Genomic DNA, 25,832 nt, shown 5'->3' with positions numbered 1-25,832 from the left:
CCGCCCCGGCTGCCCCCGCCCCCCGGCGGGCGGCGGGCCCCCGCGCCCGCCCCCCCCCGCCCCCGGGGCCCCCCCCCCCCCCCCGCCGCCCCCCCGCCCCCCTCCGCCGGGGGGCGTTGCCCCCCGGACCCCCCAGGATATTTTTGGATCAATGAAGATGGGGGAGACGGCGCGGGATGGCGGTGTGTCCCTTTGGCGCTTTTGTCCCCGGGTTGGCTGCGCTAAGCCTTTTGCCATGGATTTGAGTGTCACCGATCTGGCCGTCGCGCGCGGCGGTTTGCCCGTGCTGGAGGGGCTGAGCTTTGCCGTGGCGCCGGGGCAGGCGCTGGTGCTGCGCGGGCCGAACGGGTCGGGCAAGACGACGCTCTTGCGCACTCTGGCGGGGCTGCAGCCGCCGCTTGCGGGCCGGATCGAGGGGGCCGACGACCGCATCGCCTATGCCGCCCATGCGGACGGGCTGAAGGCGATGCAAACGGTTTCGGAAAACCTGACGTTCTGGGCCCGCGTCTTTGGCACGAGCGATATCGGCGCGGCGCTGGAGGCGTTCGATCTGACCGGGCTCACGGACCGGCTGGCGGGCACGCTGAGCGCGGGGCAGAAGCGGCGGCTGGGGCTGGCGCGGCTGATGGTGACGGGGCGCGATATCTGGGTGCTGGACGAGCCGACGGTGTCGCTGGATGCGGCGTCGGTTGCGCTTTTTGCCGATGCGGTGCGGCGGCATCTGGGGCAGGGGGGGGCTGCGATCCTGGCCACGCATATCGACCTGGGCCTGCGGGACGCCGAGGTGCTGGACGTCACCCCCTACCGCGCCAAGCCGGAGACCGCCGGCATAGACGAGGCCTTCCTGTGATCGCGCTGTTGCTGAGGGATCTGCGGCTGGCGGTGCGGGCCGGGGGCGGCTTTGGCCTGGGCCTTGCGTTCTTTCTGATCGTCACGGTGCTGGTGCCCTTCGGGGTCGGGCCGGAGACCGGTCTGCTGGCGCGGATCGCGCCGGGGATCCTGTGGATCGGGGCGCTTTTGGCCTGCCTTTTGTCGCTCGACCGGATACTCGCGCTCGACTGGGAGGACGGATCGCTGGACCTGCTGGCCACAGCGCCGCTGCCGATGGAGGGCATCGTCACCATCAAGGCCTGCGCGCACTGGATCACCACGGGGCTGCCGCTGGTGCTGGCCGCGCCGGTGCTGGGGGTGCTGCTGAGCCTGCCGGCCGAGGGCTATGGCTGGCTGCTGCTGTCGCTTTTCATCGGCACGCCAGCGCTGTCGGTGATCGGCACATTTGGCGCGGCGCTGACCGTGGGGCTGAAACGCGGCGGGCTCTTGCTGTCGCTGCTGGTGCTGCCGCTTTACGTGCCGACGCTGATCTTCGGGGCCGAGGTGGCGCGGCGCGGGGCCGAGGGGCTGAGCGTGCAGACGCCGCTGTTGATGCTGGCGGGGATCAGCTTTGGCGCGCTGGCGCTCTTGCCCTTTGCAAGTGCGGCGGTGCTGCGGATCAATCTGCGATAGGGTGGCATTGCAGCTGTCGCGAAATTGAAGTGTAAAGGGCCGAAACGCAGGATAGATCACCACCATGTCGCTTTGGGAATACGCCAACCCGGTCAAGTTCATCCGCACCACCGACCGCCTGCTGCCGTGGCTGGCCGGGCTTTCGGTCGTGTGTCTCGTGGTCGGTCTGGTCTGGGGGTTCTTTTTCACGCCCGACGATTACCGGCAGGGATCGACCGTCAAGATCATCTATCTGCATGTGCCCTCGGCGCTGATGGCGATCAACGCCTGGCTGATGATGCTGGTCGCCTCGCTGATCTGGATCGTGCGTCGGCACCATGTCAGCGCGCTGGCGGCGCGCGCCGCAGCCCCGGTGGGCGCGGTGATGACGGTGATCGCGCTGGCCACCGGTGCGCTCTGGGGTCAGCCGATGTGGGGCACCTGGTGGGCCTGGGACCCGCGGCTCACGTCGTTCCTGATCCTGTTCCTGTTCTACCTGGGCTATATCGCGCTCTGGTCGGCGATCGAGAATGACGACACGGCGGCGGATCTGACCTCGATCCTGTGCCTTGTGGGGTCGGTCTTTGCGCTGCTGAGCCGCTATGCGGTGAACTTCTGGAACCAGGGGCTGCATCAGGGCGCGTCGCTGAGCCTGGACAAGGAAGAGAACGTGGCGGACGTCTTTTACCACCCGCTGCTGGTCAGCATCGCGGGCTTTGTGCTGCTTTTCCTGGCACTGGTGTTCCTGCGTACGCAAACCGAAATCCGGGCCCGCCGCGCGCGCGCCCTGTTGGCGCGGGAGCGGATGGCATGATGCCCGATCTGGGGAAATACGCGGATGCGGTGCTGGGGTCGTATGCGGTGTCCATTGCGCTGATCGTGCTGCTGGTGGCGGTGAGCGTCTGGCGCGCGCGCCGCGTCCGCGCCGAGCTGGCCCGTATCGAGGAACGGATCAAGAAGCATGGCTAAGATCTCGCCGTTGATGTTCCTGCCGCCGGTGATCTTTGCCGGGTTCGCGATCATGGCCTATGTCGGCATGTTCCGCGACGATCCGCAGGGGCTGCCATCGACCCGGGTGGGCCAGCCCGCGCCGCCGATCACCGATCAGGCACTGCCCGGTTACGAGCCGGTCACGCCCGAGATGTTGCGCTCTGGCGAGGTGACGCTGGTCAATTTCTGGGCCAGCTGGTGTCCGCCCTGCCGCGCCGAACATCCCAAGCTGCTGGAGATGGCGGGCGAGGGGATGCGCATCGTCGGGGTGAATTTCAAGGACAAGCAGGGCACGGCGCTGAAATACCTCGAAGAGGACGGCAACCCGTTCCTGGCGGTGCCGTTCGATCCGCAGGGGCGCACGGCGATCGAATGGGGCGTCACCGCACCGCCCGAGACCTTTATCGTGGATGGCGAGGGGACGGTGCTTTTCCGTTTCGCGGGACCCTTGGTGGGGTCGGATTACGAACAGCGCTTCGTTCCGGCGCTGGAGGCGGCGTTGAACTGAGGCGGTGAACGGCCTCGTTCCGCACGAGGCCGTCCCTAGCGCTTTTCCGCGCCGGGCGTCCAGGCCTTAGGTGCCCTGCACCTTGAACGAACCGATTTCGTTGTTGTCGCCCGAACCGGTCCAGTCGGTGAAGGTGGGATAGCAGCCATCCTGCGCCGGGCCGCCGGAATCCGAAACCGTCCAGGATTTGCCGCTATAGTTGACATGTTCGTAAAGAACCCAGGTGCCAGAGATCACGATGATCGAGGAAATGTCGTTGTTCAGGCCGGTGCCTTTGAGCGATTCGACATTGTCCTCTGCCACCATGGTGTCGGAGCCTTCGTAGTTCTGCTTATCGAAAACGATGATCTTGGACATTTTTATTCTCATATTTGGGGGTGCCCGACGGGCCAATCCGATCAACGTAAGAAGGTTGCGTGATTCTCGCAAATGGTGAGTGAAAATTTCGTAAATCTCCTTTTGGCAGATTTCCTGGTCGGGCCGGTGGGCGGAACGCAAACGGCCAGCCTCTTTCGAGGCTGGCCGTGTCTGGAAACCGCGCCTGAGGCGCGTCTTCCGCGTAGCGTCGCCGCTGCTCAGGCGGCGGCGAGGTTGCGCAGCACGTAATGCAGCACGCCGCCGTGTTCGATGTATTCGATCTCGATCGCGGTATCGATCCGGCACTTGAGGTCGATTTCCTTGGTCGAACCGTCGGCCATGGTGATGGTGCACTTGACGACCTCCTGCGGCTTGATCGTGTCGAGCCCGTGGATGTCGACCGTTTCGTCCCCGGTCAGGCCCAGCGACTTGCGGGTGTCGCCGCCGGTGAATTCGAACGGGATCACGCCCATGCCCACCAGGTTCGAGCGGTGGATACGTTCGAACGACTCGGCGACCACTGCCTTGACGCCCAGCAGGGCCGTGCCCTTGGCCGCCCAGTCGCGGCTGGAGCCCGCGCCGTATTGCTCGCCGCCGAAGATCACCAGCGGGATGCCCTGGTCCTGATAGGCCATGGCCGCTTCGAAGATCGAGGTCTGCTGGCCGTCGGGGCCCTTGGTATAGCCGCCTTCGACGCCGTCCAGCATCTCGTTCTTGATGCGGATGTTGGCGAAGGTGCCGCGCATCATCACCTCGTGGTTGCCGCGGCGGCTGCCGTAGGAGTTGAACTCGCGCGCCGGAACCTGGCGTTCGACCAGGTACTGGCCCGCGGGCGTGCTGTCCTTGAAGGACCCGGCCGGGCTGATGTGGTCGGTGGTGATCATGTCGCCCAAAAGCGCCAGCACACGCGCGCCCTCGATATTGCTGATCGTGCCCGGATCCTTCGACATGTTCTGGAAATAGGGCGGGTTCTGCACATAGGTCGAGGTCGGCGGCCAGTCGTAGGTCCCGGCGTCGGTGGTTTCCACGCCCTGCCACTTGTCGTCGCCCTTGAAGACGTCGGCGTATTTCGACTGGAACGCCTCGCGCGTGACGGTCTCTTCGACCAGTTCGGCGACCTCCTTGGTGGTCGGCCAGATGTCTTTGAGATAGACGTTGTTGCCGTCCTTGTCCTGACCGATGGGATCGGTGGTCAGGTCGACGTTCATGTCGCCGGCCAGCGCATAGGCCACCACCAGCGGCGGCGAGGCCAGGTAGTTGGCGCGCACGTCCGGGCTGATCCGGCCTTCGAAGTTGCGGTTGCCCGACAGCACGCTGGTCGCGACCAGATCGCCCTCGGCGATGGCCTCGGACAGCTCTTTCTGGATCGGGCCGGAGTTGCCGATACAGGTGGTGCAGCCATAGCCCACGAGGTTGAAGCCGATGGCGTCCAGATCCTCTTGCAGGCCCGCGGCCTCGAGATAGGCGGACACGACCTGCGACCCCGGTGCGAGCGAGGTCTTGACCCAGGGCTTGCGGTTCAGACCCAGCGCGCGCGCCTTGCGCGCCACCAGCCCTGCGCCGATCATCACATAGGGGTTCGAGGTGTTGGTGCAGGACGTGATCGAGGCGATCACGACAGAGCCGTCGCGCAGCTCGTAATCCTCGCCCTTGACCTTGACCGATTTGCGCGGGTCGATCAGCGCGTCCGGGGCCGGGCCTTCGGCGGCCATGTCGTTGGCCGCAGCGCCTTCGTCCTCGCCGCGGTACTCGGCCACCACGTCAAAGAAGGCGCGCGAGGCCTTGTCGAGCGTGGTGTAATCCTGCGGACGCTTGGGGCCCGAGATGGCGGGCACGATGGTGCCCATGTCGAGCTCGAGCGTGTCGGTGTAGACCGGATCGTAATCCGGCGTGCGCCACATGCCGTTTTCCTTGGCATAGGCCTCGACCAGGGCGATGCGGGCCTTGTCGCGGCCGGTGTTGGTGAGATAGCGCAGGGTTTCGTCGTCGATCGGGAAGAAGCCGCAGGTCGCGCCGTATTCGGGGGCCATGTTGGCGATGGTCGCGCGGTCGGCCAGCGGCAGGTGATCGAGACCGGGGCCGTAGAATTCGACGAACTTGCCCACGACGCCCTTGGCGCGCAGCATCTCGACCACCTTCAGCACAAGGTCGGTGCCGGTGGTGCCTTCCATCATCGCGCCGGTCAGCTTGAAGCCGACGACCTCGGGGATCAGCATCGAAATGGGCTGACCCAGCATCGCGGCCTCGGCCTCGATGCCGCCCACGCCCCAGCCCAGAACGGCCGCGCCGTTGACCATGGTGGTGTGGCTGTCGGTGCCCACCAGCGTGTCGGGGTAGGCGACTTCTTCGCCGTTCTGGTCGGTGTCGGTCCAGACGGTCTGGGCGAGGTATTCCAGGTTCACCTGATGGCAGATGCCGGTGCCCGGCGGCACCACGCGGAAGTTGTTGAACGCCTTCTGACCCCACTTGAGGAAGGTGTAGCGCTCCATGTTGCGCTCATACTCGCGGTCGACGTTCATCTGGAAGGCGCGCGGGTTGCCGAATTCGTCGATCATGACCGAGTGGTCGATGACCAGATCGACCGGGTTCAGCGGGTTGATCTTTTGCGGGTCGCCGCCCAGGGCGGTGATGCCGTCGCGCATGGCGGCAAGATCGACCACCGCGGGAACGCCGGTGAAATCCTGCATCAGCACGCGGGCCGGGCGATACGCGAGTTCACGGTTGGCCTTGCCGCCGTTGGCGGCCCATTCCGAAAACGCCTTGATGTCGTCGGTGGTGACGGTCTTGCCATCCTCGAAGCGCAGCATGTTCTCAAGCACGACCTTCAGCGCCGCGGGCAGTTTCGAGAAGTCGCCCAGACCGGCGGCCTCGGCGGCGGGAATCGAGTAATAGGCGACAGACTGGCCGCCGACGGTGATCGTCTTGCGGGTTTTGGATGTATCGTGACCGACAGTGATGGGCATCATGGCCTCCGTTGCAAAGAATGAATGGGGCAGGCTTTAACTGCTATCTGCCCCAACACCAGCCGCCGATCAAGGGGGGTGCGGCGATTTTGTATGCAATGGTACACAATAAACCGGTCGCGTCTTCGGTCAGAGCTTTACACGCAGCTCTCGCAAAACCTTGATTGGTTATTTCATTCGCGGTTGGATAGGTCTGTCGGGGTATATCGCAAGGGACAGGATCGCATGCGGCGACTTATCAGCCTGATCACGGGGACATGGATCGCGCTCGCGGGGGCCGCGCAGGCCGATCCCTCGCCCGTGGTGGTCGAGCTTTTCACGTCGCAGGGATGCTCGTCCTGCCCGTCGGCCGACCGGCTGCTGGCCGAGATGGCGGGGCGCGACGACATCATCCCGCTGGCGCTGCACATCGACTATTGGGATTACATCGGCTGGAAGGACGTCTTTGCCCGGCCCGAATTCACCGCGCGTCAGAAAGGGTATGCCAAGGCGGCGCAGCGCCGCTCGGTCTATACGCCGCAGATGGTGATCAACGGTCAGCACGATGTGGTGGGCAACCGCGCGATGGACGTGACCGACCTGATCCGCAAGCACGCCGCCCGGCCTTCGCCCGTTACGCTGACCATCCGCCGCGATGGCGACACTTTGCGGGTCGAGGCGGTGGCCGAGGCGCGCATCGGGTCCGCCGATATCCATGTCATCCGCTATCTGCCCTTGCAGAAGGTCGCGATCAAGCGTGGCGAGAACGCCGGCAAGACGCTGACCTATTCGCATATCGTGTCCGACTGGACCGTGCTGGGCGAATGGAACGGCGCCGGGCGTTATCGCGGTGCGATGGCGCTCAAGGGCGACGAGCCTGTCGTCGTGTTGGTGCAAGAGCGCCGTTACGGGCCGATTCTGGCGGCGGCGCGTCTGCGCTGAGGTCAGCCGTTCCTGGCCTGCCGCGCCGCCTGACGGGCGAGTTTCTGCGCCGCCTTCCAGCGGCGGTGAATCCAGAACCACTGATCCATATGCTCGCGCACCAGCGCCTCGAGCCCGTCGTTGACTGCCTGGGCCATGGTCTCGGGGTCGGAATGCGGGATCGGCGCCTGCACGACGATCTCGAAATCCAGTCCGTTGTCCTTGCGCACCGCATAGACCGGGATCAGCTCGGCGTTGAATTTCAGCGCCAGCTCGGCGGTGACGGTCGAGGTGCTGACCGGCTTGCCGAAATAGCTGAGCCTGGGCCGTCCCGGCGCGTGCAGATCGGTCAGGATGCCCAGCACGCCGCCGGATTTGACGTGGCGCACCATCTCGATCATGCCGCGCTTGCCCTGTTCGAACATCGGCGTACCGATGGCCGAGATCGCCTTGACGTAATGATCGTTGAAATAGGGGTTCGACATGGCGCGGTAGAGCGCGCCCATGTTGTGCCCCCGCGCGATCAGCGCCGCGCGCGCGGCGTCGTAATTGCCGAAATGCCCGGTGTTGAGGATCACCGGGCGGCCCTCTTGACGGGCGCGCTCCAGCGCCTCGAGCCCGGGGCCGGTGAAGGTCGCGTTGCGGGCGCGCACGACGAAATCGGCGCCGGAATAGATCTCGATCAACGTGCGGCCGAAATTGTCGGGCACCGCGCGGCAGAGCCTGTCGACCTCGGCGCGGGGCAGGTCGGGCAACACCAGCGCCAGGTTTTCCCGGATGCGTTTGGGCCACCCCGCCAATGGCCCGGCCACATGCGCGGCCAGCCAGCCCATCAGCGGCACCCGCACGCGGTATGGCAACAGCAGCGCCAGCCCGATCAGGCCGCGCAGGGTCCGGTCGGTCAGCCAGTTGCGCAGGGTGCCTTTCGGGGCGGCGGTTTCGGGCGGTGTGCGGGCCAAAGAGGCACCTCGGCGGGTTGAAGACCGCCCTGACATAAACCGGCGCGGGCAGACCGACAAGCGCGCCCCGGCGCGCGGCCGTCAGCGTGCGGGTTTATTCATCCTCGTCCTCCTCGGGGCGGACCAGCTCGATCTCGCCCATATCGACCAGGTTGCGGATCGCCGAGACGATCTCGTTCATCGCGGCCTCGCCCTGCTTGCGCCTGACCTTGCCAAGGTCCGTCGCCTCTTCGCGCAGGGTGGCGGCCAGACGTTTGGACATATTGTCGAGGATGAAGGCGACGCTGGCGCGGTCCTCGTCGCCCTCGGCGGCGGCGATCGCGGTGGCGAGCACATCGGCATCCACGTCGCGGGTGATCTTGGGCACGTCGAGGGGTTTCAGCCGGTGCGGGATGTTGGCGAAGGTAAAGATGGCGCGGCGGACCGCCTCGGCAAAATCGTGATCGGTCTCTTGCAGCCCGTCCAGCACATCGTCGCGTACCGAGGCGAGGGAATAGTTCAGGATCGCGCCCACCCGCTGATCCGGCTTGACCGAAAAGGCCCGGTCGCGTTCGGCGTCGAGCTGGCTGGCCAGGCTGAGCCCGATGCGGTCCACCGCGTCGGGTGTCACCCCAGAGGTCATCGAGACCGCATAGGTGATGCGCTGGGCGCGGTCGCCGGGCAGGCGGCCCAGCACCGCCGCGGCCTTGTCCACCTGGATCTTCGACAGCAGAACGGCGGCGATTTCGGTGCTTTCGGATTGCACCAGCTGCAACAGCCGGTCCACGTCGAGCGTGTTGATCCGCTCCCACGGGTCGCCGGACTGGCGCACCCCGGCCTCCTTGCGCAGGCGCATGGCTGTGCGGGGGCTGATCTTGCCCTCGAGCGCGTCGAGCGCGCCGGCCATGTCGCCGGGAAGCGCCATGCCGACCGATTCCAGCTCGTCGGCGAATTCGCGCACCACCTCCTCGAGCGTGGTGCGGTCGACATAACGCATGGTGCCCAGCTGCTGGGTCAGATGCGCCTGCAGATCCTCGGGCAGCGCGGCAAGCGGGACATCCGCGCCTTCGTTCAGCAGGAACTGCACCACGATCGCGGCCTTGGCGCGGCGGCTGAGGGGGCCATGACCGCCAGCGCCGGGCGAGGGCAGGGCGGCCACGGGGCTGTTGAACGTCATTGGCGAAGGCTCCGTCGCTGTGCCATCATTGGCTAACGCCGCGCGGTTAACAAAGCCTGAGCGCGTGACGGGAAACCGCGGCCTCCATGCGAAAAGAAAAGGCGGCCCGAGGGCCGCCAGGAACATGAGGGTCGTCTTTTATCCGGTGTCAGCCGCTGACCACCTTGCAGCTGTTGCTGGCGGCGTCATAGATCGTGCCGTCGGCACAGGTCATGGCCTGCTGCGAATGCCCCGAGCACGAGGCAAAGGCGGCGAAGGTCGGTGCCACGACAAGGGCGGCGGCGGTCACAAGGGTCTTGATCGTCATTGCGCGTCCTCCGATTGCATTTTGCGAAGGTAGCACGAAACCCGATTGCGTCAAAACGCGAAACGATGTTCGCGCCGGGAGCGCCCGCCGCCTGCCCGTTTATCGGGCAAGGCCCGGCTTAGTCCTCGCCGAACACCCGCGCAAAGATCGTGTCCACATGCTTGGTGTGATAGCCCAGATCGAATTTCTCGTTGATCTCGTCCTCGCTGAGCGCCGCGCGGACCTCTTCGTCGGCCAGCAGCTCTTCGCGGAAATCGGTGCGGTTGTCCCAGACCTTCATCGCGTTGCGCTGCACCAGGCGGTAGGCGTCCTCGCGGTTGACACCGGCCTGGGTGAGCGCCAGAAGCACCCTCTGCGACATCACCAGGCCCGGGAATTTGTTCATGTTTTCCAGCATGTTCTCGGGATATACCAGCAGCTTGTCGATGACCCCGGTCAGCCGATGCAGGGCGAAATCCAGCGTCACGGTGGCGTCGGGGCCGATCATCCGCTCGACCGAGCTGTGCGAGATGTCGCGCTCGTGCCAGAGTGCGACGTTCTCCATCGCCGGGATCACCGCCATGCGCACCAGACGGGCGAGGCCGGTCAGGTTCTCGGTCAGCACCGGGTTCTTCTTGTGCGGCATGGCCGAAGAGCCTTTTTGCCCCATCGAGAAGAACTCCGCCGCCTCCAGCACCTCGGTGCGCTGCATGTGACGGATTTCGATCGCGATGTTCTCGATGCTGCTGGCGATCACGCCAAGCGTGGCGAAGAACGCCGCATGCCGGTCGCGGGGGATCACCTGGGTGCTGATCGGCTCGGGCACCAGGCCCATCTTTTCGCAGACATGTTCCTCGACCGCCGGGTCGATATTGGCGAAAGTGCCGACCGCGCCGCTGATGGCGCCGGTGGCGATTTCGGCCCGCGCGTCACGCATCCGGCTGAGGTTGCGGTCCATTTCGGCGTAGAAGCGCGCAAAGGTCAGGCCCATGGTGGTCGGCTCGGCGTGGATGCCGTGGCTGCGGCCGATGCGGATGGTGTCCTTATGCTCGAACGCGCGGCGTTTGAGGGCGGCCAGCAGGGCCTCGATATCGGCGATCAGGATGTCGGCGGCGCGCACAAGCTGCACGTTCAACGTGGTGTCCAGCACGTCCGAGCTGGTCATGCCCTGATGCACGAAACGCGCCTCGTCGTTGCCGATGATCTCGGCCAGGTGGGTCAGAAAGGCGATGACGTCGTGCTTGGTCACGGCCTCGATCTCGTCGATGCGGGCGACGTCGAACTCGACATCCCTGGCCTTCCAGACGGCCTCGGCGTTTTCGCGCGGGATCACGCCCAGATCGGCCTGCGCGTCGCAGGCATGGGCCTCGATCTCGTACCAGATGCGGAACTTGGTCTCGGGCGACCAGATCTTGACCATGTCGGGGCGGGAATAGCGCGGGATCATCGTGCGGGCCTCTGTCTGAGCTGCGGTTGGCCGCGTCTTACTGCGCAAGTCCCCGGCTCACAAGGCGCAGAGACCGCGACGAATAGGTGCAAATTCCCCAACTCTGCCCATTGCCCGCCATGTTTCGGCCCGATTGTTTCTAAAAGGTAAACAGTAACGAGGCCGTCATAACCGAGGGAAAAACCATGACAGACGCGTCCATGAACCAGGGGGCCCAGGGGTCCATCGTCCAGCGCGATCACGCGACATGGACCGAAAAGCACAAACCCAACGTCGTAGCACTCATCGCCCATGCCGCGCGCCAAAGCGGCCGCGGTGCGTTTTCCGTCGGGCTCGAGGCCACCAAGCTTAAGCGCGGGCGGCAGAAGATCCAGTTCGAGGAATACATCAAGTTCGGGCTCTACGATCCGGCGCGGCACACGCAGGAAGAGCGGGACGAATTCATCACCTTCATGCTGCAGAACGCCTGCATCCAGGTCTGCAACGACACCTCGTGGTTCGCCGTCACCGAGGACAAGTGGATCAGCCAGTGCCTGCTGGAACGCGACGGCCTGCCGATCCCGAAAACCCGCGCCGTGGTCGACACGTCGGGCCGCGCCTATCACGGCACCGAGGCGCTGCACGGCCCCGAGGCCCTGCGCGACTTTCTCACCGGTTTCGACGCCTTCCCGCTCTTCGGCAAGCACAACCGCGGTCTGATGAGCGTCGGTGTCTTCTTGATCGAGGGGGCGGACGAGGAATTCGTCTATTTGCGTGAACATGGCGCCGTAACCTACCATAAATTCTTCGAAAACTTCATCGGCAAGGATGCGTTCCTGCTGCAGGAGGTGGTGCAGAACCATGCCTTCCTGCGCGAACAGACGTCAACGCTGGCCACCGTGCGCATGGTCAACATGCTGACCGACGAGGGGCTCTACGTGCCCGCCGCCGTGCTCAAACTGCCCAGCGACCGCAACATGGCCGACAATTTCTGGCGGCCCGGCAACCTGCTGTGCAACATCGACCCCGAAACGGGCGAGATCCTGACCATCGTCGGCACCGACGGGCCGGATCTGAAGCATCACGAGGCCCATCCCGAGACCGGCGCGTCTCTGATCGGCCAGCGCCTGCCGCATTGGGACGAACTGCTGCGCGTCAACGCGCGGGTCACGCAATTGCACACGCCGCTGCGCTACCAGTCCACCGACATGGCCATCACCGACGACGGCCCCGTCGTGGTCGAGGTGAACGCCGGTTCGTCCTTCACCCTGCCGCAATACGCCTCTGGCAAGGGTTTCATGACCCCCAAGGTGCGCGGGCTCTTCCGCAGTTGGGGATGCGATTTCATCTGGGAATAAGGCACGATTCCCCGAGGATGCGTCGCCCGCCGGGTTTCCCTCCCCGGCGGGCGATTGCCGTTGGCGCGCGGCTGGGCTAGCCATGGCCTGAGGGAGACGCGGATATGCCGTCATTCGCCGAATTTGCCGGGGCCTGGACCCTGTCGCGCCGGATCGAGGATCACCGGGCGGGGGCGACCGCGCGGTTCGAGGGCACAGCACGGCTCGACCCGGTCGAGGCGGGGCTGGCCTATTCCGAAGAAGGGCAGTTGCAGATGCCGGGCCAGCCGCCGATCCGGGCCGAGCGGCGTTACCTCTGGGTGAAGAACGGCGCGCAAGTTTCTGTATTCTTTGACGATGGGCGACCTTTCCACAGCTTTATCCCGGGCGACGACACCCCCGGGGCCGCGCATTGGTGCGACCCCGATCAATACGACGTCGCCTATGATTTCAGCGCTTGGCCCCACTGGACCGCGCGCTGGCGTGTCCATGGCCCGCGCAAGGATTACACCCTGACCAGTCACTACGCGCCAGCACCGTGAGCGCTAAACGCTTGCGGGGCTTGCCGCGATGCGGCACAACACTGGTCAAAGCTCTGGACGAAGGATGAACCGGGATGAGTCTGACACTGAACCGCAACGTGCTGGCCGAGGTCTTTGGCCCGGCAGAAGGCACCGCCCTGCGCCTCAAGCAGGCGGCGCTTGTGATCCTCGGCATCGCCGCGCTGGCCGTGGCCGCCAAGATCCGCATCCCGATGTGGCCGGTTCCGCTGACCATGGGCACCTTCGCGGTGCTGACCATCGGCGCGGCCTATGGCCCGCGACTGGGTCTGGCGACGATCCTGGGCTACCTGCTGGTCGGTGCGCTTGGGTTCGACGTCTTCGCCGGCTCGTCGGCCGAGGCGTATGGCCTGAGCTACATGATGGGCGGCACCGGCGGTTATCTGGTCGGCTATGTGCTGGCGACCGTGGCGCTGGGTGTTCTGGCCCGCGCGGGCTGGGACCGCACCGCGCCGAAGATGGCGGGTGCCATGCTGCTGGGCAACGCGCTGATCTACGTGCCTGGCCTGATCTGGCTGGGCATGCTCTATGGCTGGGACAAGCCGCTGCTGGCATGGGGCCTGACGCCGTTCCTGCTGGGCGACGCGATCAAGCTGGCGCTGGCCGCGCTGATCCTGCCCGCCGCATGGAAGCTGATCGGCCGCGCCCGCGGCTGACCGCCGGCACGGCTCTGGAAAACAAGCGAAAGCCGGGCCATGCGCCCGGCTTTTTCATGCGGATCGCACGGAAAGAGAGCCATGCAGCGCATTCTGACGGTCTTGTCGCTCGCGTTTGGGGCGGCGTTGCTGGGCTCTTACGGGGGCGCGCTGCACCCCCTGGGCGATTCGCTGGCGGTGTTCCGCGTACCGCTGGCGGTGTTTTTCGCGCTGCCGGTGATCTGGTCGGACTGGCCGCGCATTCTGCGCTGGACGCTGACGGGGCTCGCGTTCCTGGCGATGGCGCAGATCGTGGCCCCCCGGCTGGAGACCGAGGACCCGGTCGTGGCTGATCTGAGGCTCTACCAGCAGAACCTGCTTTTCAACCGGCAGAGCGACGCCGACTGGCTGCGCGCCGTGCGCGACAGCGGCGCCGACATGCTGACCCTGCAAGAGGTGTCGCGCCGCAACCGCGCTTTGCTGCAGGCGCTGCAGTCCGATTACCCGACCCAGCTTTTCTGCCCCTTCGCCGGGGTGGGTGGGGTGGCCGTGGCCACCCGCTTTCCGGCGGTGCCGGGGACGGAAATCTGCGCCGAGGGCGATGGCCTTGCAGCTTTGCAGGTGCAAACAGGGCAGGGGGCGGTCTGGCTGGTGTCTGTCCATCTCAACTGGCCGTGGCCCTTCGGGCAGGCCGATCAGATCGACCGCCTGCTGCCTTTGATCGAGCAACTGGACGGCCCGGTGATCCTGGCCGGCGATTTCAACGCGGTCGGCTGGTCGCACAGCGTGGCCCGCGTGGCACGGGCCAGCGGCACGCAGCGCGCGGGCCCACAGGGCGCGACCTTCGATCTGCCGCATATCGCCATGCCGGTCACCATCGACCACGTCCTGGCCGACCCGGGTTTTGCCGTTTCCACTCAGGTGATGCCGAAACTGGGGTCCGACCATCACGGCGTGCTGGCGCGGATCGCGGCGTTCTAGACCGCGGCGACGCTTGACCCCTCGCACCGCGCGGCGTTTAATAACCGCAATGCTTGAACGAGTGATTGGCCTGGCATGGAATGGTTGAACTGGCTCCAGGGCACACTGGGGTGGCAGGCGTACCTGGCGGCGGCCTTTTTCCTGATGACCTCGGCCGCGCTCAACCTGCTGTCGCGCGAGCGCAAGGACGACATCGCGCTGTGGCTGATGGGCGGTCATTCCGAGGAAAGCTGGTCAAAGACCTTTCTGTCGCTCTTCGACGCCCACTTCGGCGAAAATCACCTGAGCGGTAAATGCCTGTTCCGGTCCTGCATCGCCTCGGTTCTGGCGGTCAGCGGGATCTGGGGGCTGATGGCGATGACCGGCACGCTGGAGACGCGCTTTGCCAACGCCATGAGCATGACCGAGGCCATCGCAATCGGCGTCGCGGTCAATCTGGTGGCCGATTACCTGTCGCTGCTGGAGACGCGGTTCCTGTTGTCGCGCATGCCGCGGCTGCGCTCGGCTCCGGCGCAATGCCTTGTGTTGGCGGCCGATGCGGTGCTGACCGCGGCGATCATCCTGATCACCATCGAAATCGTGAAACACACCGGGCTCGTGCCCGAGAAAAACGCAAGCTGGGCGGCGATCGGATTGGCCTTTTCGGTCTATTCGGCGCCGTTCTATTCGACCTTCCTGACCTCGGTCTGGACCTGGGTCTACATTCTGTCGACCTGGGTGCTGCGGCTCTTCACCCGGCTCAATCTGGGCGTACACCTCGACGTGGTGAACCGCCCTACGCTGTTCTTGTCGCTGACGCTGAGCGGATTCGTCCTGCTGGGCAGCTGGGGTGGGTCGTTCGCGCTCGAGCGGGGCGACGACGGGCTGTCGCCGCTGGAGCGGTCGGTCTGTTCGGTGGCCAAGGGCGACGTGTGCGAGCGGTTGCTGGCCTTGACCGACAACCCGACAGCCAAGCTGACGCTGGCCATGAATGCCTGCGAAGGCGGGGTGAATACCCGCTGCATGTCGGAGGCTCTTGCGCTCTATGAAACCGACGGCGCCACAGCCGCCCGGTTCTGGCGCTTTGCATGTGAGAATGGCAACGCGCCGGGCTGCACCAATCTGGGGATTCGGTATGAGAGGGGCGACGGAGTTGACCTGGACCTGCCGCGCGCGCTGGCGCTTTACGAACAGGCTTGCAGCATGAATGAGGCAACGGGCTGCTATTATACGGGCTGGAGCCTGCGCGACGGAATCGGGGAGGTACGGGACTCGCAGAGGGCGTTGGATTTCTTTCGCAAAGCCTGCGAGATGGGCGAGGATCGGGCTTGCGGCGCGGCGGAGGCGCTGGAACGGTGAGCGCGGCGGTCGTCGTGCGGGGCGTGGTGGGGGCCGATCGCCATGGGGCCCCGGATCGGGTCCGGGGCGGGTGGGTTACCCCCCATCAGCGCCGGATCGAAGGGGTAGGCCGAGAGGTTCTCGAACCCGTCTTCGGTGATCAGCACCTGGTCCTCCAGCTTGATCGAGAAGTCGCCGCCGTCGGGGCTGACCAGCACCTCGACGCAGAGGGTCATGCCCGGTTCGAGCTCATAGTCGAAGGCCCCCTCGACCATCCGGTCGGGGTAGGCCACGAGCGGCCATTCATCGCAGAGCCCGACGCCATGCATCAGGCAGCCGTATTTCAGGCGCTGGAATTCGGGGCGCAGGACATGGGTGTTGCGGCTGAGCTCCTCGATGTTCACACCCGGTTTGAGCATCTGCATGTTCACCATTATATGCTCATGCGCATGGCGCATCGCATCGACCATGTCGGGGCGCGGGGGCGCGTCGCCGATCCACCAGGTGCGGGACATGTCGCAGCAGATGCCGTAGCTGCCCACAAGGTCGGTGTCGAAGGCCACGATCTCGTTCCATTGCACCTCGCGCGGGCCGCATTCCTGGAACCACGGGTTGGTGCGCGGCCCCGAGGTCAGCAGCCGCGTTTCGATCCATTCCCCGCCGCGCCTGATGTTCTCGGCATGCAGGACGGCCCAGATGTCATCTTCGGTCACGCCGCCCTTGGGCACCTCGGTGCGGGCGAAACGCTCCATCTCGGCCATGGCCGTTTCGCAGGCATGGACCGAACAGCGCATCGCAAGGATCTCGTCCGGGCCCTTGACCGAGCGGGCCTTTTCGGTGACCTCCTCGCCCTCCATAACCTCGAACCCCTGCGCCTCGAGCGCGCGCAGCCCGTGGATCATCGGCTTGTCGACCGCCAGACGGCGGTTGCCGGGCGCGTGTTCGTCCAGCAGGGCGCGCACGTCGTTGGCAAAGACGTCGGCGGCCACGTTCACCTTGTCGCCCCGGTCGAAATAGAAAAGATCCGCGCCTGACCGCGCCTCGCGCACCAGCGGGTTGAAGGACGACAGGAACGGCGCGTTCTTGTAATCCCAGATCACCATGTAGCCGTCGGCGCAGACCAGCACCGCGCGGAACGGGTTGTGGGTGTTCCACAGCTGCATGTTGGTGCTGTCGGTGGCGTAGCGGATGTTGAGCGGGTCGAACATCAGAAGGCCCGCGTAGTCGCGCGCAACGATATGCCGGGTCAGCCGTTCCCAGCGATGGCGGCGCATGGCCTGCAGATCGGGCAGCGCCAGCCCCGCCGCGCGCCATTCGGCATAGGCCAGCGGCGTCGGGCCGATCTCGATCCGGTCGGCATCGTTGGGGGTGTTGTCGCCAAGCATGGGCCCGCGTGTCGGGTCGATCTTGCGGGTGTCGCGGTAATGGGTGTTCATGGGCCTCTCCCTTGGCCCAGCGTTGCGCCATCGCAGCACGGCGGCGCGCCGTTTTGCGACCTGCGCGGCGGTCGTTTTTGAAACCTTGGTGCAAGGCGCTTGGCCCCGCTGCGGGTTCGCGCTAGCAGGGGGGATGATCCTGCAAGAGCATATCCCCGACGACATGACCCAGCCGCGCGGCCTGCCGGGCATCGCCCCTTTCGACATGGCCGATTGGCTGCGGGTGGACGAGGCTTACGGCGTACAGATGGCCGAACGCGCGCGGCTCTTGCGCGAGCGGCGTGAGGCCGTGCTGGCCTGCGACCCCTCGGCCGTTCCGGCGGTCGAGGAGCTTTTCGAGACCGTGCTGGCGCATCTGCCCGCAGGGTTCGTGCGCGACGGCGAGGGGGTGACGCGGCCCGACGGGGTGCGGGTGGCGCTGGATCGCGACGACCCGCTGGGCACGCTGGGGCATCTGGTGCAAGAGGACCTCTGCCTGATGGAAAAGCGCGGCGATGCGCATGTTCTGACGGCGGCGGAGCTGTGCTTTCCGGCCAGCTGGCGGCTGGACGAAAAGATCATGCGCCCGCTGATCGGCATTCACGAACCGGTGGCGGAATACGACGCGGGCCTCGCGCGGCGGGTGCAGCGGCTTTTTGACGGGATTCAGGTGGGTCGCCCGCTCTGGCGGTTCAACCGGCTGCGCTATGACGATCCGACGCTCTTTCAGCCGCGCTCGCACAAGACCCCGCGCCCCGAGACGGACCGCCGCGCGGGCCGCTATCTGCGGTCCGAACGGCAATGCCTGGTGCGCCTGCCCGAAACCCGGGCGGTCGTCTTTTCGATCCACACCTATGTGATCGATGCTCTGTCAGAAATGGCCGAGCAGAACGGCGCCGAGCGCACCGCTTGAATAGAGCGCCGTGCCCAGCCCTGTCAGCGCGCTGGTCTGCGCCGCGAGACGCAGATCGGGGCCGCGCAGGGCGTGATTGACCGCAAGTGCGGCACCCACCGGCCAGACCGCCAGCCCCAGAGCGCCGGTCATTCCCCAGCAGGCCACGCTGGAGCGCAATTGGGTTTTCGGCAAGGTCTCGAGCCGTCCGGCGACGAAACCGACGCGGCTTTTCATCAGCGTCTGCATCCGATCCATCGGCGAATGGGGCGGTTGCGGCGCGGGCATGTCGGCGGGGACCTCGCGGAACATGCGGGCAAGGTTGACCTCGGCGGTGTCCCAGCCGTCGATCTCGACAGGATCGGCGTGGCGCCTGGGCCCGGTCGCGGTTCGGCGCGGCGATACATAGGTGCGCAGCTCGACGAATTCGTCCCGCTCCAGCACGGTGTCGTTGTCCAGCCAGACGACATGGTCCGCCTTGCAGACCGCAAGGCTGCGCAGAACGATGTCGCCCAGAACCTTGACCGCGCGTTCCGGGTCCGCGCCGGCCCGGGGCTCGGCGGGGGAGAGCGTGAACATGACCTTCGGCCCCAGCGCGTCGTCGTCCGCCAGCGTCACCTGAACGCGCAGGCTGTCGCCTTTGGACAGACCGCGGCTTTTCGAACTGCGGGGGCCGGTGCCGCTGGTGCAATCCATGGCCTTGAGCGTGGCGCGCGCGCAGGCGAGGAATGTCACGACGGCATCGTCGGGCAGCTGGGGCATCAGCAGCGATGCGGTGAATGTGGTCGCCTTGGGCATGAAAACCGTCCACGAGAGGGATATTGGGATCTGTTTCGTTATTTGACCGCCCAATTCCGGTTAATTTGAGACGTAAAACCGTCAAAGCTTGGAAATTTTGCTCAAAGTTTGTCCGAAAGGCCGGATTTGCGCGGCCTAGAACAGCGCCTGCGTGAAGGGGCCCGACAGCACGCCCGACACATGCAGAACCGCGCCCACCGCCGTCAGGGTCAGCGCATGCGTGGTCAGGCGGAGGTTCAGCCCGCGCGCCGCGCCGATGATCATCACCGTCGCCGCGACCGGCAGCGACAAAAGCCCGATGACCAGCGCCATGGCCCAGCTGGCGATCTTCAGACGCAGATCGACGGCCTCGGGCGACGGGGCGCCGGGCGCCTGCGCCATTTCCGGCAGATCGTGCGGCAGCTCGTAGGTCGCGATCTCGGCGAAATCCTCGGCCGGGATCTTTTGTTCGGGGCTCAGCCATTCGATCTCGACCGCGTTGGTGTTATCGAGCGCGTTGAGGACGATTTCGCCCAGCACCTGCATCATGCGGGTGGTGTCGCGTGATGCGGCCTTGTCATGGGCATAGACGGTGAAAACGACGCGCGGGGCGTGCAGCGCCGAAGGATCGCATTTTATTTGCACGACAAGGCCGTCGCCCGCGATCATTCCGCGCCCCGGCAGGATCAGCGGCGCCTCTCCGCTGTCGCCGTCATAGGCGCGCAGCGCCGCGCGGACATAAGACTGAAACGGACCGACCAAAAGCTGTGTGCCGGCCGGCATAACGATGGCTGTGGAGATACCGGAAGTGTTCATTTCATGTCCTGCCTTGGCGATCTGGTCAGATTAAAGCCAGATTAACCAAGTTTCGTGGCAGGATTTTGTCGAAATCCGGCCAGAATGAGGCCGGATCGCATTTGTGCCGGATTGCGCGCTCAGCCGTCGATCTTTGCCGCTGCAAGCGCGATGGCCTGCTGATAGACCGTGGCCGCGTTCCAGTCGTTCAGCACCCGGAAATTGGCGCTGCCCTGCTGATAAGAGGCCCCGGGCGTCCAGCCTTTCTGGCGCAGATAATGGGCGGTCGAGGCCAGGGCGTCGGCCTCGTTGTAGAAATCGACCCGCCCGTCGCCATTGCCATCGGCGCCGTATTTCAGCGCGTTGCCCGGCAGGAACTGAGTATGGCCCAGCTCGCCATGGTAGGCGCCGATCTGGGTGGGCGACAGCATCCCGCGGTCGACCATCTGCAGGGCGGCGACGGCGTGGGGTTTGAAAAAATCGGACCGGCGGCAATCGTAGGCGACGGTCAGGATCGACGACACCACCGGGACCGATCCCATGTTGCGCCCAAAGCCCGTTTCCATGCCGTGGATCGACAGCAGGATCCCCGCGGACACGCCGTAGCGCTTTTCGAGATTGGCGAAAAAGCCCGGATTGCGGGCCTGCCGCTTTTTTGCCATCGCGGCGAAGCCGTTCAAGGACCCCAGCCGGATGCGGATGAAATCGTCCAGCGCGTATTTCACGCCTTTCTGGTTGCGGTCGGCAAATATGGTCTTGGTGGAATAGCGCGCCCCGGCCAAGGCCTGAAGCCCGCGCTGGCCGACGCCGGCGCCGCGGGCCTCCTTGGCGAATTCGGCTTTCCAGGGTTCGAAACCGGCGGCGGAATTGCCGCATCCCGCGGACCAGGCCGGCGATGCGGCGGCGGCAAGACAAAGTGAAAATATGCTCAAGAAGCGGCGCATGGGGGCCTCCTGCTGAAATAAGACAGCACCGAGCCTAGCCGCAAAGCCTTGCCGCCGCCAAGAGCGATTGCGCCGGGCGGCACAGGAAAACGGCCCGCCTTGAGGGCGGGCCGTTTTGCGGAAAGAGAGCGAGAGCGTGCGGAGATCAGAGGCTGGAGAGCACGCTGGCCATGGCCCCGGAGCTGTCGAGCGCCAGGAACAGACCGGCAAGGCCCATGGCCAATGAGGCCACGCGCATGTCTTCGCCGCGCGCCAGGTTGTAGATCATCACCGGCGCCGCGACCGGCAGCGACACGGTGGCGACGGTCATGGACACCGCCCAAGTGCTCAGCCGTGCCTCGACCGGCACGATGCCCGCCTCGCTGCGCATCTCGGTCAGTTCGGCCCTGTCGGCCACATGAACCAGGGCGCCGCGCAGCACGCGCTCGTGCCCCTTGGTCGGGCTGTCGGGGCGGGCGTCGGCATTGGCGGTCGAGACCGCGCGCGCCTTGTCGACGGCGGGCAGCAGTTCGTTCAGCTTCGCGGTGTAGCTGGCTGCGTCGGGGCGCGCGCGGTCGGCGCGGCGGGCAGGCCGGATCCGGCGCAGGGCGATCGGCGTCACGACCGGCGCGGGCTCGCCCAGCTCTTGCGAGAGCGCTTCGATGAAACGGTCGGCGGGCAGGCGCACCTCGGTATCGAGCCAGATCACATGCGTCACGGGCAGTTGCGCGGCGAGCGCATGGACGATGCCGGCCAGCCGGGCCTGGCACGTCTCGCGCGGCAGATCGAGCGCGGCGATCTCGAGGCGGATGTGGCGTTCGTCGGCGCCGTCAGACAGGCGGAGCGTCACGCTGACGTCGGCGCCATGGACTTTTACGGTTTGCGCCTGCTGCGGTTCGGCATGGCAGGTGTCTGCCTCATTGCGGGCCAGCGCGCCTTGCAGCAGCGCCTCCAGGTCGGCAAGCGGGCAGGTGACCCCGAGGGGCAGAACGAGCGTTGCAAAGTCTTTGTCTTGTGCAGTCATTTTCCCAGTCTCCAGGATTTTGTTTTTTTATTGAGCCCAGCCTGAGTTTGAAAAGCGGTCGAACTGTGGTCCGCATTGGTTAAGGTTAAGGCAGCATGGCAAGATTTAAGAAAATTTGCCCGAGGCTGGCCGCAATCCAGGGCGACTGCGGCAGTCCCGCCATAAACCGAGGGGTGTCGGCATGAAATCGCCGCAAAGCGGAGGTCCGCGATGCGGCGTTGCAGCGTCACATTTGGGGCGCGGGTCGCTCTACCTTTGCGGGAAAAAGAATCGGCATCCCCGGGTTTTGTCGATTCGCCCGGTGCCGGAGGAAACGAAAAAGGGCGCCCCGCGGGGGGCGCCCTTCGCATTGTTTTGCCGATGCGGGATCAGCAGCTGTAGTACATGCCGAACTCGACCGGGTGCGGCGTGTGTTCGAACAGCTCGATCTCTTCCATCTTCAGCTCGATATAGCCGTCTATCTGGTCCTTGGTGAACACGTCACCGGCCAGCAGGAACTCGTGATCGGCCTTCAGGCAGTCGATCGCCTCGCGCAGCGAGCCGCAGACGGTGGGGATGCCCTCGAGCTCTTCGGCCGGCAGGTCGTAGAGGTTCTTGTCCATCGCCTCGCCCGGGTCGATCTTGTTCTTGATGCCGTCGAGACCGGCCATCAGCAGCGCGGCGAAGCACAGGTAGGGGTTCGCCGATGGATCGGGGAAACGGGCCTCGACGCGCTTTGCCTTGGGGCTTTCGGTCCACGGAATACGGACGCAGCCGGAACGGTTGCGGGCCGAATAGGCGCGCAGAACCGGGGCTTCGAAGCCGGGGATCAGGCGCTTGTAGCTGTTGGTGGACGGGTTGGTGAAGGCGTTGAGCGTCTTGGCGTGCTTCAGGATGCCGCCGATGAAGTAGAGCGCTTCCTGGCTCAGGTCGGCATATTTGTCACCCGCGAAGAGCGGCTTGCCGTCCTTCCAGATCGACATGTTGCAGTGCATGCCGGTGCCGTTGTCGCCGTAGATCGGCTTGGGCATGAAGGTGGCCGACTTGCCATAGGCCTGGGCCACGTTGTGGATGACGTACTTGTACTTCTGCAGCTCGTCGGCCTGTTTGGTCAGCGAGCCGAAGATCAGGCCAAGCTCGTGCTGGCACGACGCCACCTCGTGGTGGTGCTTGTCGACCTTCATGCCCATGCGCTTCATGGTCGAGAGCATTTCCGAACGGATGTCCTGGCCGTCGTCGATCGGGTTGACCGGGAAATAGCCGCCCTTGATGCCGGGACGGTGGCCGGTGTTGCCCATCTCGTATTCGGTGTCGGTGTTCCAGGACGCGTCCAGCGCGTCGACCTCATAGGACACCTTGTTGATCGAGTTCGAAAAGCGCACGTCGTCGAAGAGGAAGAATTCCGCCTCGGGACCCCAGTAGGACACGTCGCCGATGCCGGAGGACTTCAGGTAAGCCTCTGCCTTTTCGGCGGTGCCGCGCGGGTCGCGCTCATAGGCTTCACCGGTGTCGGGCTCGACGACCGAGCAATGCACGCAAAGCGTCTTTTCGGCGTAGAACGGGTCGAGATAGACGCTTTCGGTGTCGGGCATCAGTTTCATGTCCGAGGCTTCGATCGACTTCCAGCCTGCGATGGAGGAGCCGTCGAACATAAAACCCTCTTCGAGGAAGTCTTCGTCGACCTGATCGGCCATCACCGTGACGTGCTGCAGCTTGCCGCGCGGGTCGGTGAAGCGGATGTCGACATAGGCGACGTCCTCGTCCTTGATCATCTTGAGAACTGCGTCCTTGCTCATTCCCTGATTCCCTTTCTGTTGTGTTCGTCCGTGAATTTCTGGATGTGCTGCCCCGGCGCCTGCCAGCGGCGTCCGGCCGGGAGGTCCCGGGTCAGGCCCGGGACGCGGCTGCGCCGTTAGAGGGCGTCCGACCCGGTTTCGCCGGTGCGGATGCGGATGGCCTGTTCGACAGGGCTGACGAAGATCTTGCCGTCGCCGATCTTGTCGGTCTTGGCGGCCGAGATGATCGCCTCGATGGCGCCCTCGACCTGATCGTCGTCCAGCACCACCTCGATCTTCACCTTGGGCAGGAAGTCGACGACATATTCGGCGCCGCGGTAAAGCTCGGTATGGCCTTTCTGCCGGCCGAAGCCCTTGACCTCTACAACGCTGAGCCCCTGGATCCCTGCGTCCTGCAGGCCTTCCTTGACCTCGTCGAGTTTGAACGGCTTGATGATCGCCTCGATCTTTTTCATGGATCGGTCTCCTTGGTGCCCCGGTGTCGGGGACGGGCAGACCACTTCTCAGGGCCGGCCACAATCGGATACGGTGATCGCGGGCGGCCGCCCGGGGTGGTTCGACAATGACCGCCCAAAATTTAGGCAATACGCACTATGATTAGGCGAAAATGAATCGAGGCTGGAAATGACAGAGCTCTTGACCGCCGCGCAGATGCGCGCGCTCGAAAAGGCGGCCATCGACAGCGGCGCGGTCACCGGGCTGGCGCTGATGGAGCGCGCCGGGCAGGGGGTGGTCGAAGCGGTTCTGGCGGAGTGGCCTGACCTGAAAAAGGGCGTGCACAAGGCGGTCGTGCTGTGCGGGCCGGGCAACAATGGCGGCGACGGTTTTGTGATCGCGCGGCTGCTGGCCGGGCGGGGATGGACCGTGGAGGTGTATCTCTATGGTGACCCCGAGCGGCTCCCGCCGGATGCACGCACGAATTACGACCGGTGGATGACGATTGGCGGGGTCGGGCCTCTTGACCCGAGGTTCGAACCCTCGACCCGCAATGCGGCGGTGGTGGTCGATGCGCTGTTCGGAACCGGGCTCGGGCGCCCGATCGAGGGGCTTGATCTGCTCTTGCGCGATCTTTGCGATGCACAGGGGGTCGGGGCGGGGCTGCCCGAGGCGGAGCGTCCGGCGTTTCATCCGCGGGTCGTGGCGGTGGATATTCCCAGCGGGATCTGCAGTGACAGCGGAAGACCTCTGTGTCCGGCGTCCTTCGAAGGGCTGCCGGGAAAGCTGGCCGCCCCGGCCGCCGCGGCCGACCTGACGGTGTCGTTTCACCGGCTGAAGGCGGGGCATGTGCTGGACGAGGGTCCGGCCTATTGCGGCAAGGTCGTTGTTACGGACATCGGGCTGGGCCGGACCAGGCGCGGCTCGGGGAGACATGCCTGGCTGTTGGACGGCTCGCCCGGACAGCCCCGCGTCACGCCTCTGGGAAAACGCGGCGGTCACAAGTTCAACCATGGTCACGCCCTGGTTCTGACGGGCGGTTTCGGCAAGACGGGGGCCGCGCGCCTCGCGGCGCGCGCGGCGTTGCGCATCGGGGCTGGGCTGGTGACGCTGGGGGCGCCGGGGGCGGCGCGGATGGAATGCGCGGCGCAGCTTACGGCGATCATGTTGCGGCGGGTGGAGGATGCGGCGGGGTTGGCGGAGGCGCTGGAGGACCGGCGGCTGAATGCGCTCTGTCTGGGGCCGGGTCTGGGGCTCGCGCGGGCGTGCGATCTGGTGGAGGTGGCGGTGCGCGCCGAGCGCGCACCCTACGTGGTGCTCGACGCGGATGCGTTGAGCGCCTTTGCCGCCGCGCCGGAGGATTTGTTCGGCATGCTGCACGAGCGCTGTGTCCTGACCCCGCACGGGGGCGAATTCGAGCGGCTTTTCCCGGACCTCGCGAAAAGGCTTCGCGAGGAGGCGATGAGCGGCCCTGCCTACTCAAAGATAGACGCCACGCGCGCGGCGGCGGCGCGGGCGGGCTGCGTCGTTCTGCTGAAGGGGCCGGACACGGTGATCGCCGATCCCGAGGGGCGCTGTTCGGTCAATGCCGCCGTCTACGACCGCAGCGTGCCGTGGCTGGCCACGGCGGGCGCGGGCGATGTGCTGGCGGGCATGATCTGCGGGCTGATGGCGCGCGGCGCGGCGCCGATGGCGGCGGCCGAGATGGCCGCCTGGCTGCATGTGGAGGCCGCGCGCAGCTATGGCCCGGGTCTGATCGCCGAGGACCTGCCCGAAGAGCTGCCACGGGTGTTCCGGGCCCTCGGGCTGTGAGGGATCTTTGACCGGGTCCGCCGGCTAGGCTCCAGACCCATTGATTTCGCGCCTTTGGCATGATTCAGGCTCCGCAAGGAGACCCGATCGATGAGCAATCTTTACTGGCTGACGGACGCCCAAATGG

At 65.7% G+C, this 25,832-nt stretch carries 25 protein-coding genes and 1 pseudogene; 13 read left to right on the top strand and 13 right to left on the bottom strand.

Going from position 1 to position 25,832, the window contains the following annotated elements; genetic code table 11:
• Positions 1–235 precede the first annotated feature (235 nt).
• From ccmA to RXV88_RS20420, 5 genes are all read left to right on the top strand, one after another.
• Complete coding sequence (gene ccmA / locus RXV88_RS20440; RefSeq protein WP_316295349.1) at positions 236–850, top strand: heme ABC exporter ATP-binding protein CcmA; 615 nt, start codon at positions 236–238, stop codon at positions 848–850.
• The gene (gene ccmB, locus RXV88_RS20435; RefSeq protein ID WP_316295348.1) at positions 847–1,503 is read left to right on the top strand and encodes a heme exporter protein CcmB; all 657 of its coding nucleotides are present in this window, start codon (positions 847–849) and stop codon (positions 1,501–1,503) included. Before ccmA ends, ccmB begins: the two co-directional genes overlap by 4 nt.
• A 64-nt stretch (positions 1,504–1,567) precedes the next feature.
• Positions 1,568–2,296: a heme ABC transporter permease gene (locus RXV88_RS20430; RefSeq protein WP_316295347.1), complete on the top strand. Its 729-nt coding sequence runs from the start codon at positions 1,568–1,570 to the stop codon at positions 2,294–2,296.
• Positions 2,293–2,451, top strand: a complete 159-nt coding sequence (ccmD, locus tag RXV88_RS20425; RefSeq protein ID WP_316295346.1) for a heme exporter protein CcmD — start codon at positions 2,293–2,295, stop codon at positions 2,449–2,451. Before RXV88_RS20430 ends, ccmD begins: the two co-directional genes overlap by 4 nt.
• Positions 2,444–2,980: a DsbE family thiol:disulfide interchange protein gene (locus RXV88_RS20420; protein WP_316295345.1), complete on the top strand. Its 537-nt coding sequence runs from the start codon at positions 2,444–2,446 to the stop codon at positions 2,978–2,980. The genes ccmD and RXV88_RS20420 overlap by 8 nt, the downstream gene beginning before the upstream one ends.
• Positions 2,981–3,046: 66 nt before the next feature.
• Here the strand turns inward: RXV88_RS20420 and RXV88_RS20415 are convergent, their stop codons facing one another.
• Positions 3,047–3,337: a beta/gamma crystallin-related protein gene (locus RXV88_RS20415; protein WP_316295344.1), complete on the bottom strand. Its 291-nt coding sequence runs from the start codon at positions 3,335–3,337 to the stop codon at positions 3,047–3,049.
• A 218-nt stretch (positions 3,338–3,555) separates the two neighbouring features.
• Positions 3,556–6,300 (bottom strand): aconitate hydratase AcnA, encoded by a 2,745-nt coding sequence (acnA, locus tag RXV88_RS20410; RefSeq protein ID WP_316295343.1) that lies wholly within the window; start codon positions 6,298–6,300, stop codon positions 3,556–3,558.
• Positions 6,301–6,525: 225 nt separating this feature from the next.
• Between acnA and RXV88_RS20405 the strand changes: the two genes are divergently transcribed.
• Positions 6,526–7,221, top strand: coding sequence for a DUF1223 domain-containing protein (locus tag RXV88_RS20405; RefSeq protein ID WP_316295342.1), 696 nt, complete (start codon positions 6,526–6,528; stop codon positions 7,219–7,221).
• A gap of 2 nt (positions 7,222–7,223) precedes the next feature.
• On the opposite strand, the gene RXV88_RS20400 is transcribed toward RXV88_RS20405, so the two are convergent.
• From RXV88_RS20400 to purB, 4 genes are all read right to left on the bottom strand, one after another.
• Positions 7,224–8,159 carry a lysophospholipid acyltransferase family protein gene (locus RXV88_RS20400; protein ID WP_316295341.1) on the bottom strand — a complete coding sequence of 312 codons (936 nt, stop codon included), beginning with the start codon at positions 8,157–8,159 and terminating at the stop codon, positions 7,224–7,226.
• A gap of 94 nt (positions 8,160–8,253) precedes the next feature.
• Positions 8,254–9,315 (bottom strand): flagellar motor switch protein FliG, encoded by a 1,062-nt coding sequence (locus RXV88_RS20395; RefSeq protein ID WP_316295340.1) that lies wholly within the window; start codon positions 9,313–9,315, stop codon positions 8,254–8,256.
• Positions 9,316–9,463: 148 nt separating this feature from the next.
• On the bottom strand, positions 9,464–9,622 hold the full coding sequence (locus RXV88_RS20390; protein ID WP_316295339.1) for a carbohydrate-binding module family 14 protein: 159 nt from the start codon (positions 9,620–9,622) through the stop codon (positions 9,464–9,466).
• 118 nt (positions 9,623–9,740) lie between these two features.
• Complete coding sequence (gene purB / locus RXV88_RS20385) at positions 9,741–11,048, bottom strand: adenylosuccinate lyase (RefSeq protein ID WP_316295338.1); 1,308 nt, start codon at positions 11,046–11,048, stop codon at positions 9,741–9,743.
• A gap of 185 nt (positions 11,049–11,233) precedes the next feature.
• Here purB and RXV88_RS20380 point away from each other — a divergent pair, with 185 nt between their 5' ends.
• The 5 genes from RXV88_RS20380 (at position 11,234) to RXV88_RS20360 (ending at position 15,878) form a co-directional block, all read left to right on the top strand.
• On the top strand, positions 11,234–12,385 hold the full coding sequence (locus RXV88_RS20380) for a sugar-transfer associated ATP-grasp domain-containing protein (protein WP_316295337.1): 1,152 nt from the start codon (positions 11,234–11,236) through the stop codon (positions 12,383–12,385).
• 104 nt (positions 12,386–12,489) lie between these two features.
• Positions 12,490–12,906, top strand: a complete 417-nt coding sequence (locus tag RXV88_RS20375) for a DUF6314 family protein (RefSeq protein ID WP_316295336.1) — start codon at positions 12,490–12,492, stop codon at positions 12,904–12,906.
• 74 nt (positions 12,907–12,980) lie between these two features.
• Entirely contained in the window at positions 12,981–13,580 is a 600-nt protein-coding gene (locus tag RXV88_RS20370) for a biotin transporter BioY (protein ID WP_316295335.1), read from the top strand.
• Positions 13,581–13,661: 81 nt separating this feature from the next.
• Complete coding sequence (locus RXV88_RS20365; RefSeq protein ID WP_316295334.1) at positions 13,662–14,540, top strand: endonuclease/exonuclease/phosphatase family protein; 879 nt, start codon at positions 13,662–13,664, stop codon at positions 14,538–14,540.
• 75 nt (positions 14,541–14,615) lie between these two features.
• Positions 14,616–15,878: a tetratricopeptide repeat protein gene (locus RXV88_RS20360; RefSeq protein ID WP_316295333.1), complete on the top strand. Its 1,263-nt coding sequence runs from the start codon at positions 14,616–14,618 to the stop codon at positions 15,876–15,878.
• A gap of 80 nt (positions 15,879–15,958) precedes the next feature.
• Here the strand turns inward: RXV88_RS20360 and dddP are convergent.
• Positions 15,959–17,293: pseudogene (gene dddP / locus RXV88_RS20355) on the bottom strand (dimethylsulfonioproprionate lyase DddP); the annotation flags it as partial.
• Positions 17,294–17,426: 133 nt separating this feature from the next.
• Between dddP and RXV88_RS20350 the strand changes: the two are divergent.
• Positions 17,427–18,185 (top strand): DUF3445 domain-containing protein, encoded by a 759-nt coding sequence (locus tag RXV88_RS20350; RefSeq protein WP_316295332.1) that lies wholly within the window; start codon positions 17,427–17,429, stop codon positions 18,183–18,185.
• On the opposite strand, the gene RXV88_RS20345 is transcribed toward RXV88_RS20350, so the two are convergent.
• The 6 genes from RXV88_RS20345 to RXV88_RS20320 all read right to left on the bottom strand — a co-directional run bounded on the left by RXV88_RS20345 (position 18,144) and on the right by RXV88_RS20320 (position 23,913).
• Complete coding sequence (locus RXV88_RS20345) at positions 18,144–18,962, bottom strand: hypothetical protein (RefSeq protein ID WP_316295331.1); 819 nt, start codon at positions 18,960–18,962, stop codon at positions 18,144–18,146. The two genes, RXV88_RS20350 and RXV88_RS20345, sit on opposite strands and share 42 nt — an antisense overlap.
• 135 nt (positions 18,963–19,097) lie before the next feature.
• Complete coding sequence (locus RXV88_RS20340) at positions 19,098–19,757, bottom strand: hypothetical protein (RefSeq protein ID WP_316295330.1); 660 nt, start codon at positions 19,755–19,757, stop codon at positions 19,098–19,100.
• Positions 19,758–19,876: 119 nt separating this feature from the next.
• Positions 19,877–20,680, bottom strand: coding sequence for a lytic murein transglycosylase (locus RXV88_RS20335; RefSeq protein WP_316295329.1), 804 nt, complete (start codon positions 20,678–20,680; stop codon positions 19,877–19,879).
• 145 nt (positions 20,681–20,825) lie between these two features.
• Positions 20,826–21,683 (bottom strand): hypothetical protein, encoded by an 858-nt coding sequence (locus tag RXV88_RS20330; protein WP_316295328.1) that lies wholly within the window; start codon positions 21,681–21,683, stop codon positions 20,826–20,828.
• A 368-nt stretch (positions 21,684–22,051) separates the two neighbouring features.
• Positions 22,052–23,458, bottom strand: a complete 1,407-nt coding sequence (gene glnA / locus RXV88_RS20325) for a type I glutamate--ammonia ligase (RefSeq protein ID WP_316295327.1) — start codon at positions 23,456–23,458, stop codon at positions 22,052–22,054.
• A gap of 116 nt (positions 23,459–23,574) precedes the next feature.
• Positions 23,575–23,913 carry a P-II family nitrogen regulator gene (locus tag RXV88_RS20320; RefSeq protein ID WP_316295326.1) on the bottom strand — a complete coding sequence of 113 codons (339 nt, stop codon included), beginning with the start codon at positions 23,911–23,913 and terminating at the stop codon, positions 23,575–23,577.
• Positions 23,914–24,082: 169 nt separating this feature from the next.
• Between RXV88_RS20320 and RXV88_RS20315 the strand changes: the two genes are divergently transcribed.
• Positions 24,083–25,705: an NAD(P)H-hydrate dehydratase gene (locus RXV88_RS20315; protein ID WP_316295325.1), complete on the top strand. Its 1,623-nt coding sequence runs from the start codon at positions 24,083–24,085 to the stop codon at positions 25,703–25,705.
• The last annotated feature ends 127 nt before the right edge of the window (positions 25,706–25,832 follow it).

Source organism: Aestuariicoccus sp. MJ-SS9, assembly GCF_032586235.1.
Taxonomy (GTDB): Bacteria; Pseudomonadota; Alphaproteobacteria; order Rhodobacterales; family Rhodobacteraceae; genus Aestuariicoccus.
The sequence above is the reverse complement of the archived record's forward strand: the minus strand, read 5'-3'. Positions and strand labels throughout refer to the sequence as shown.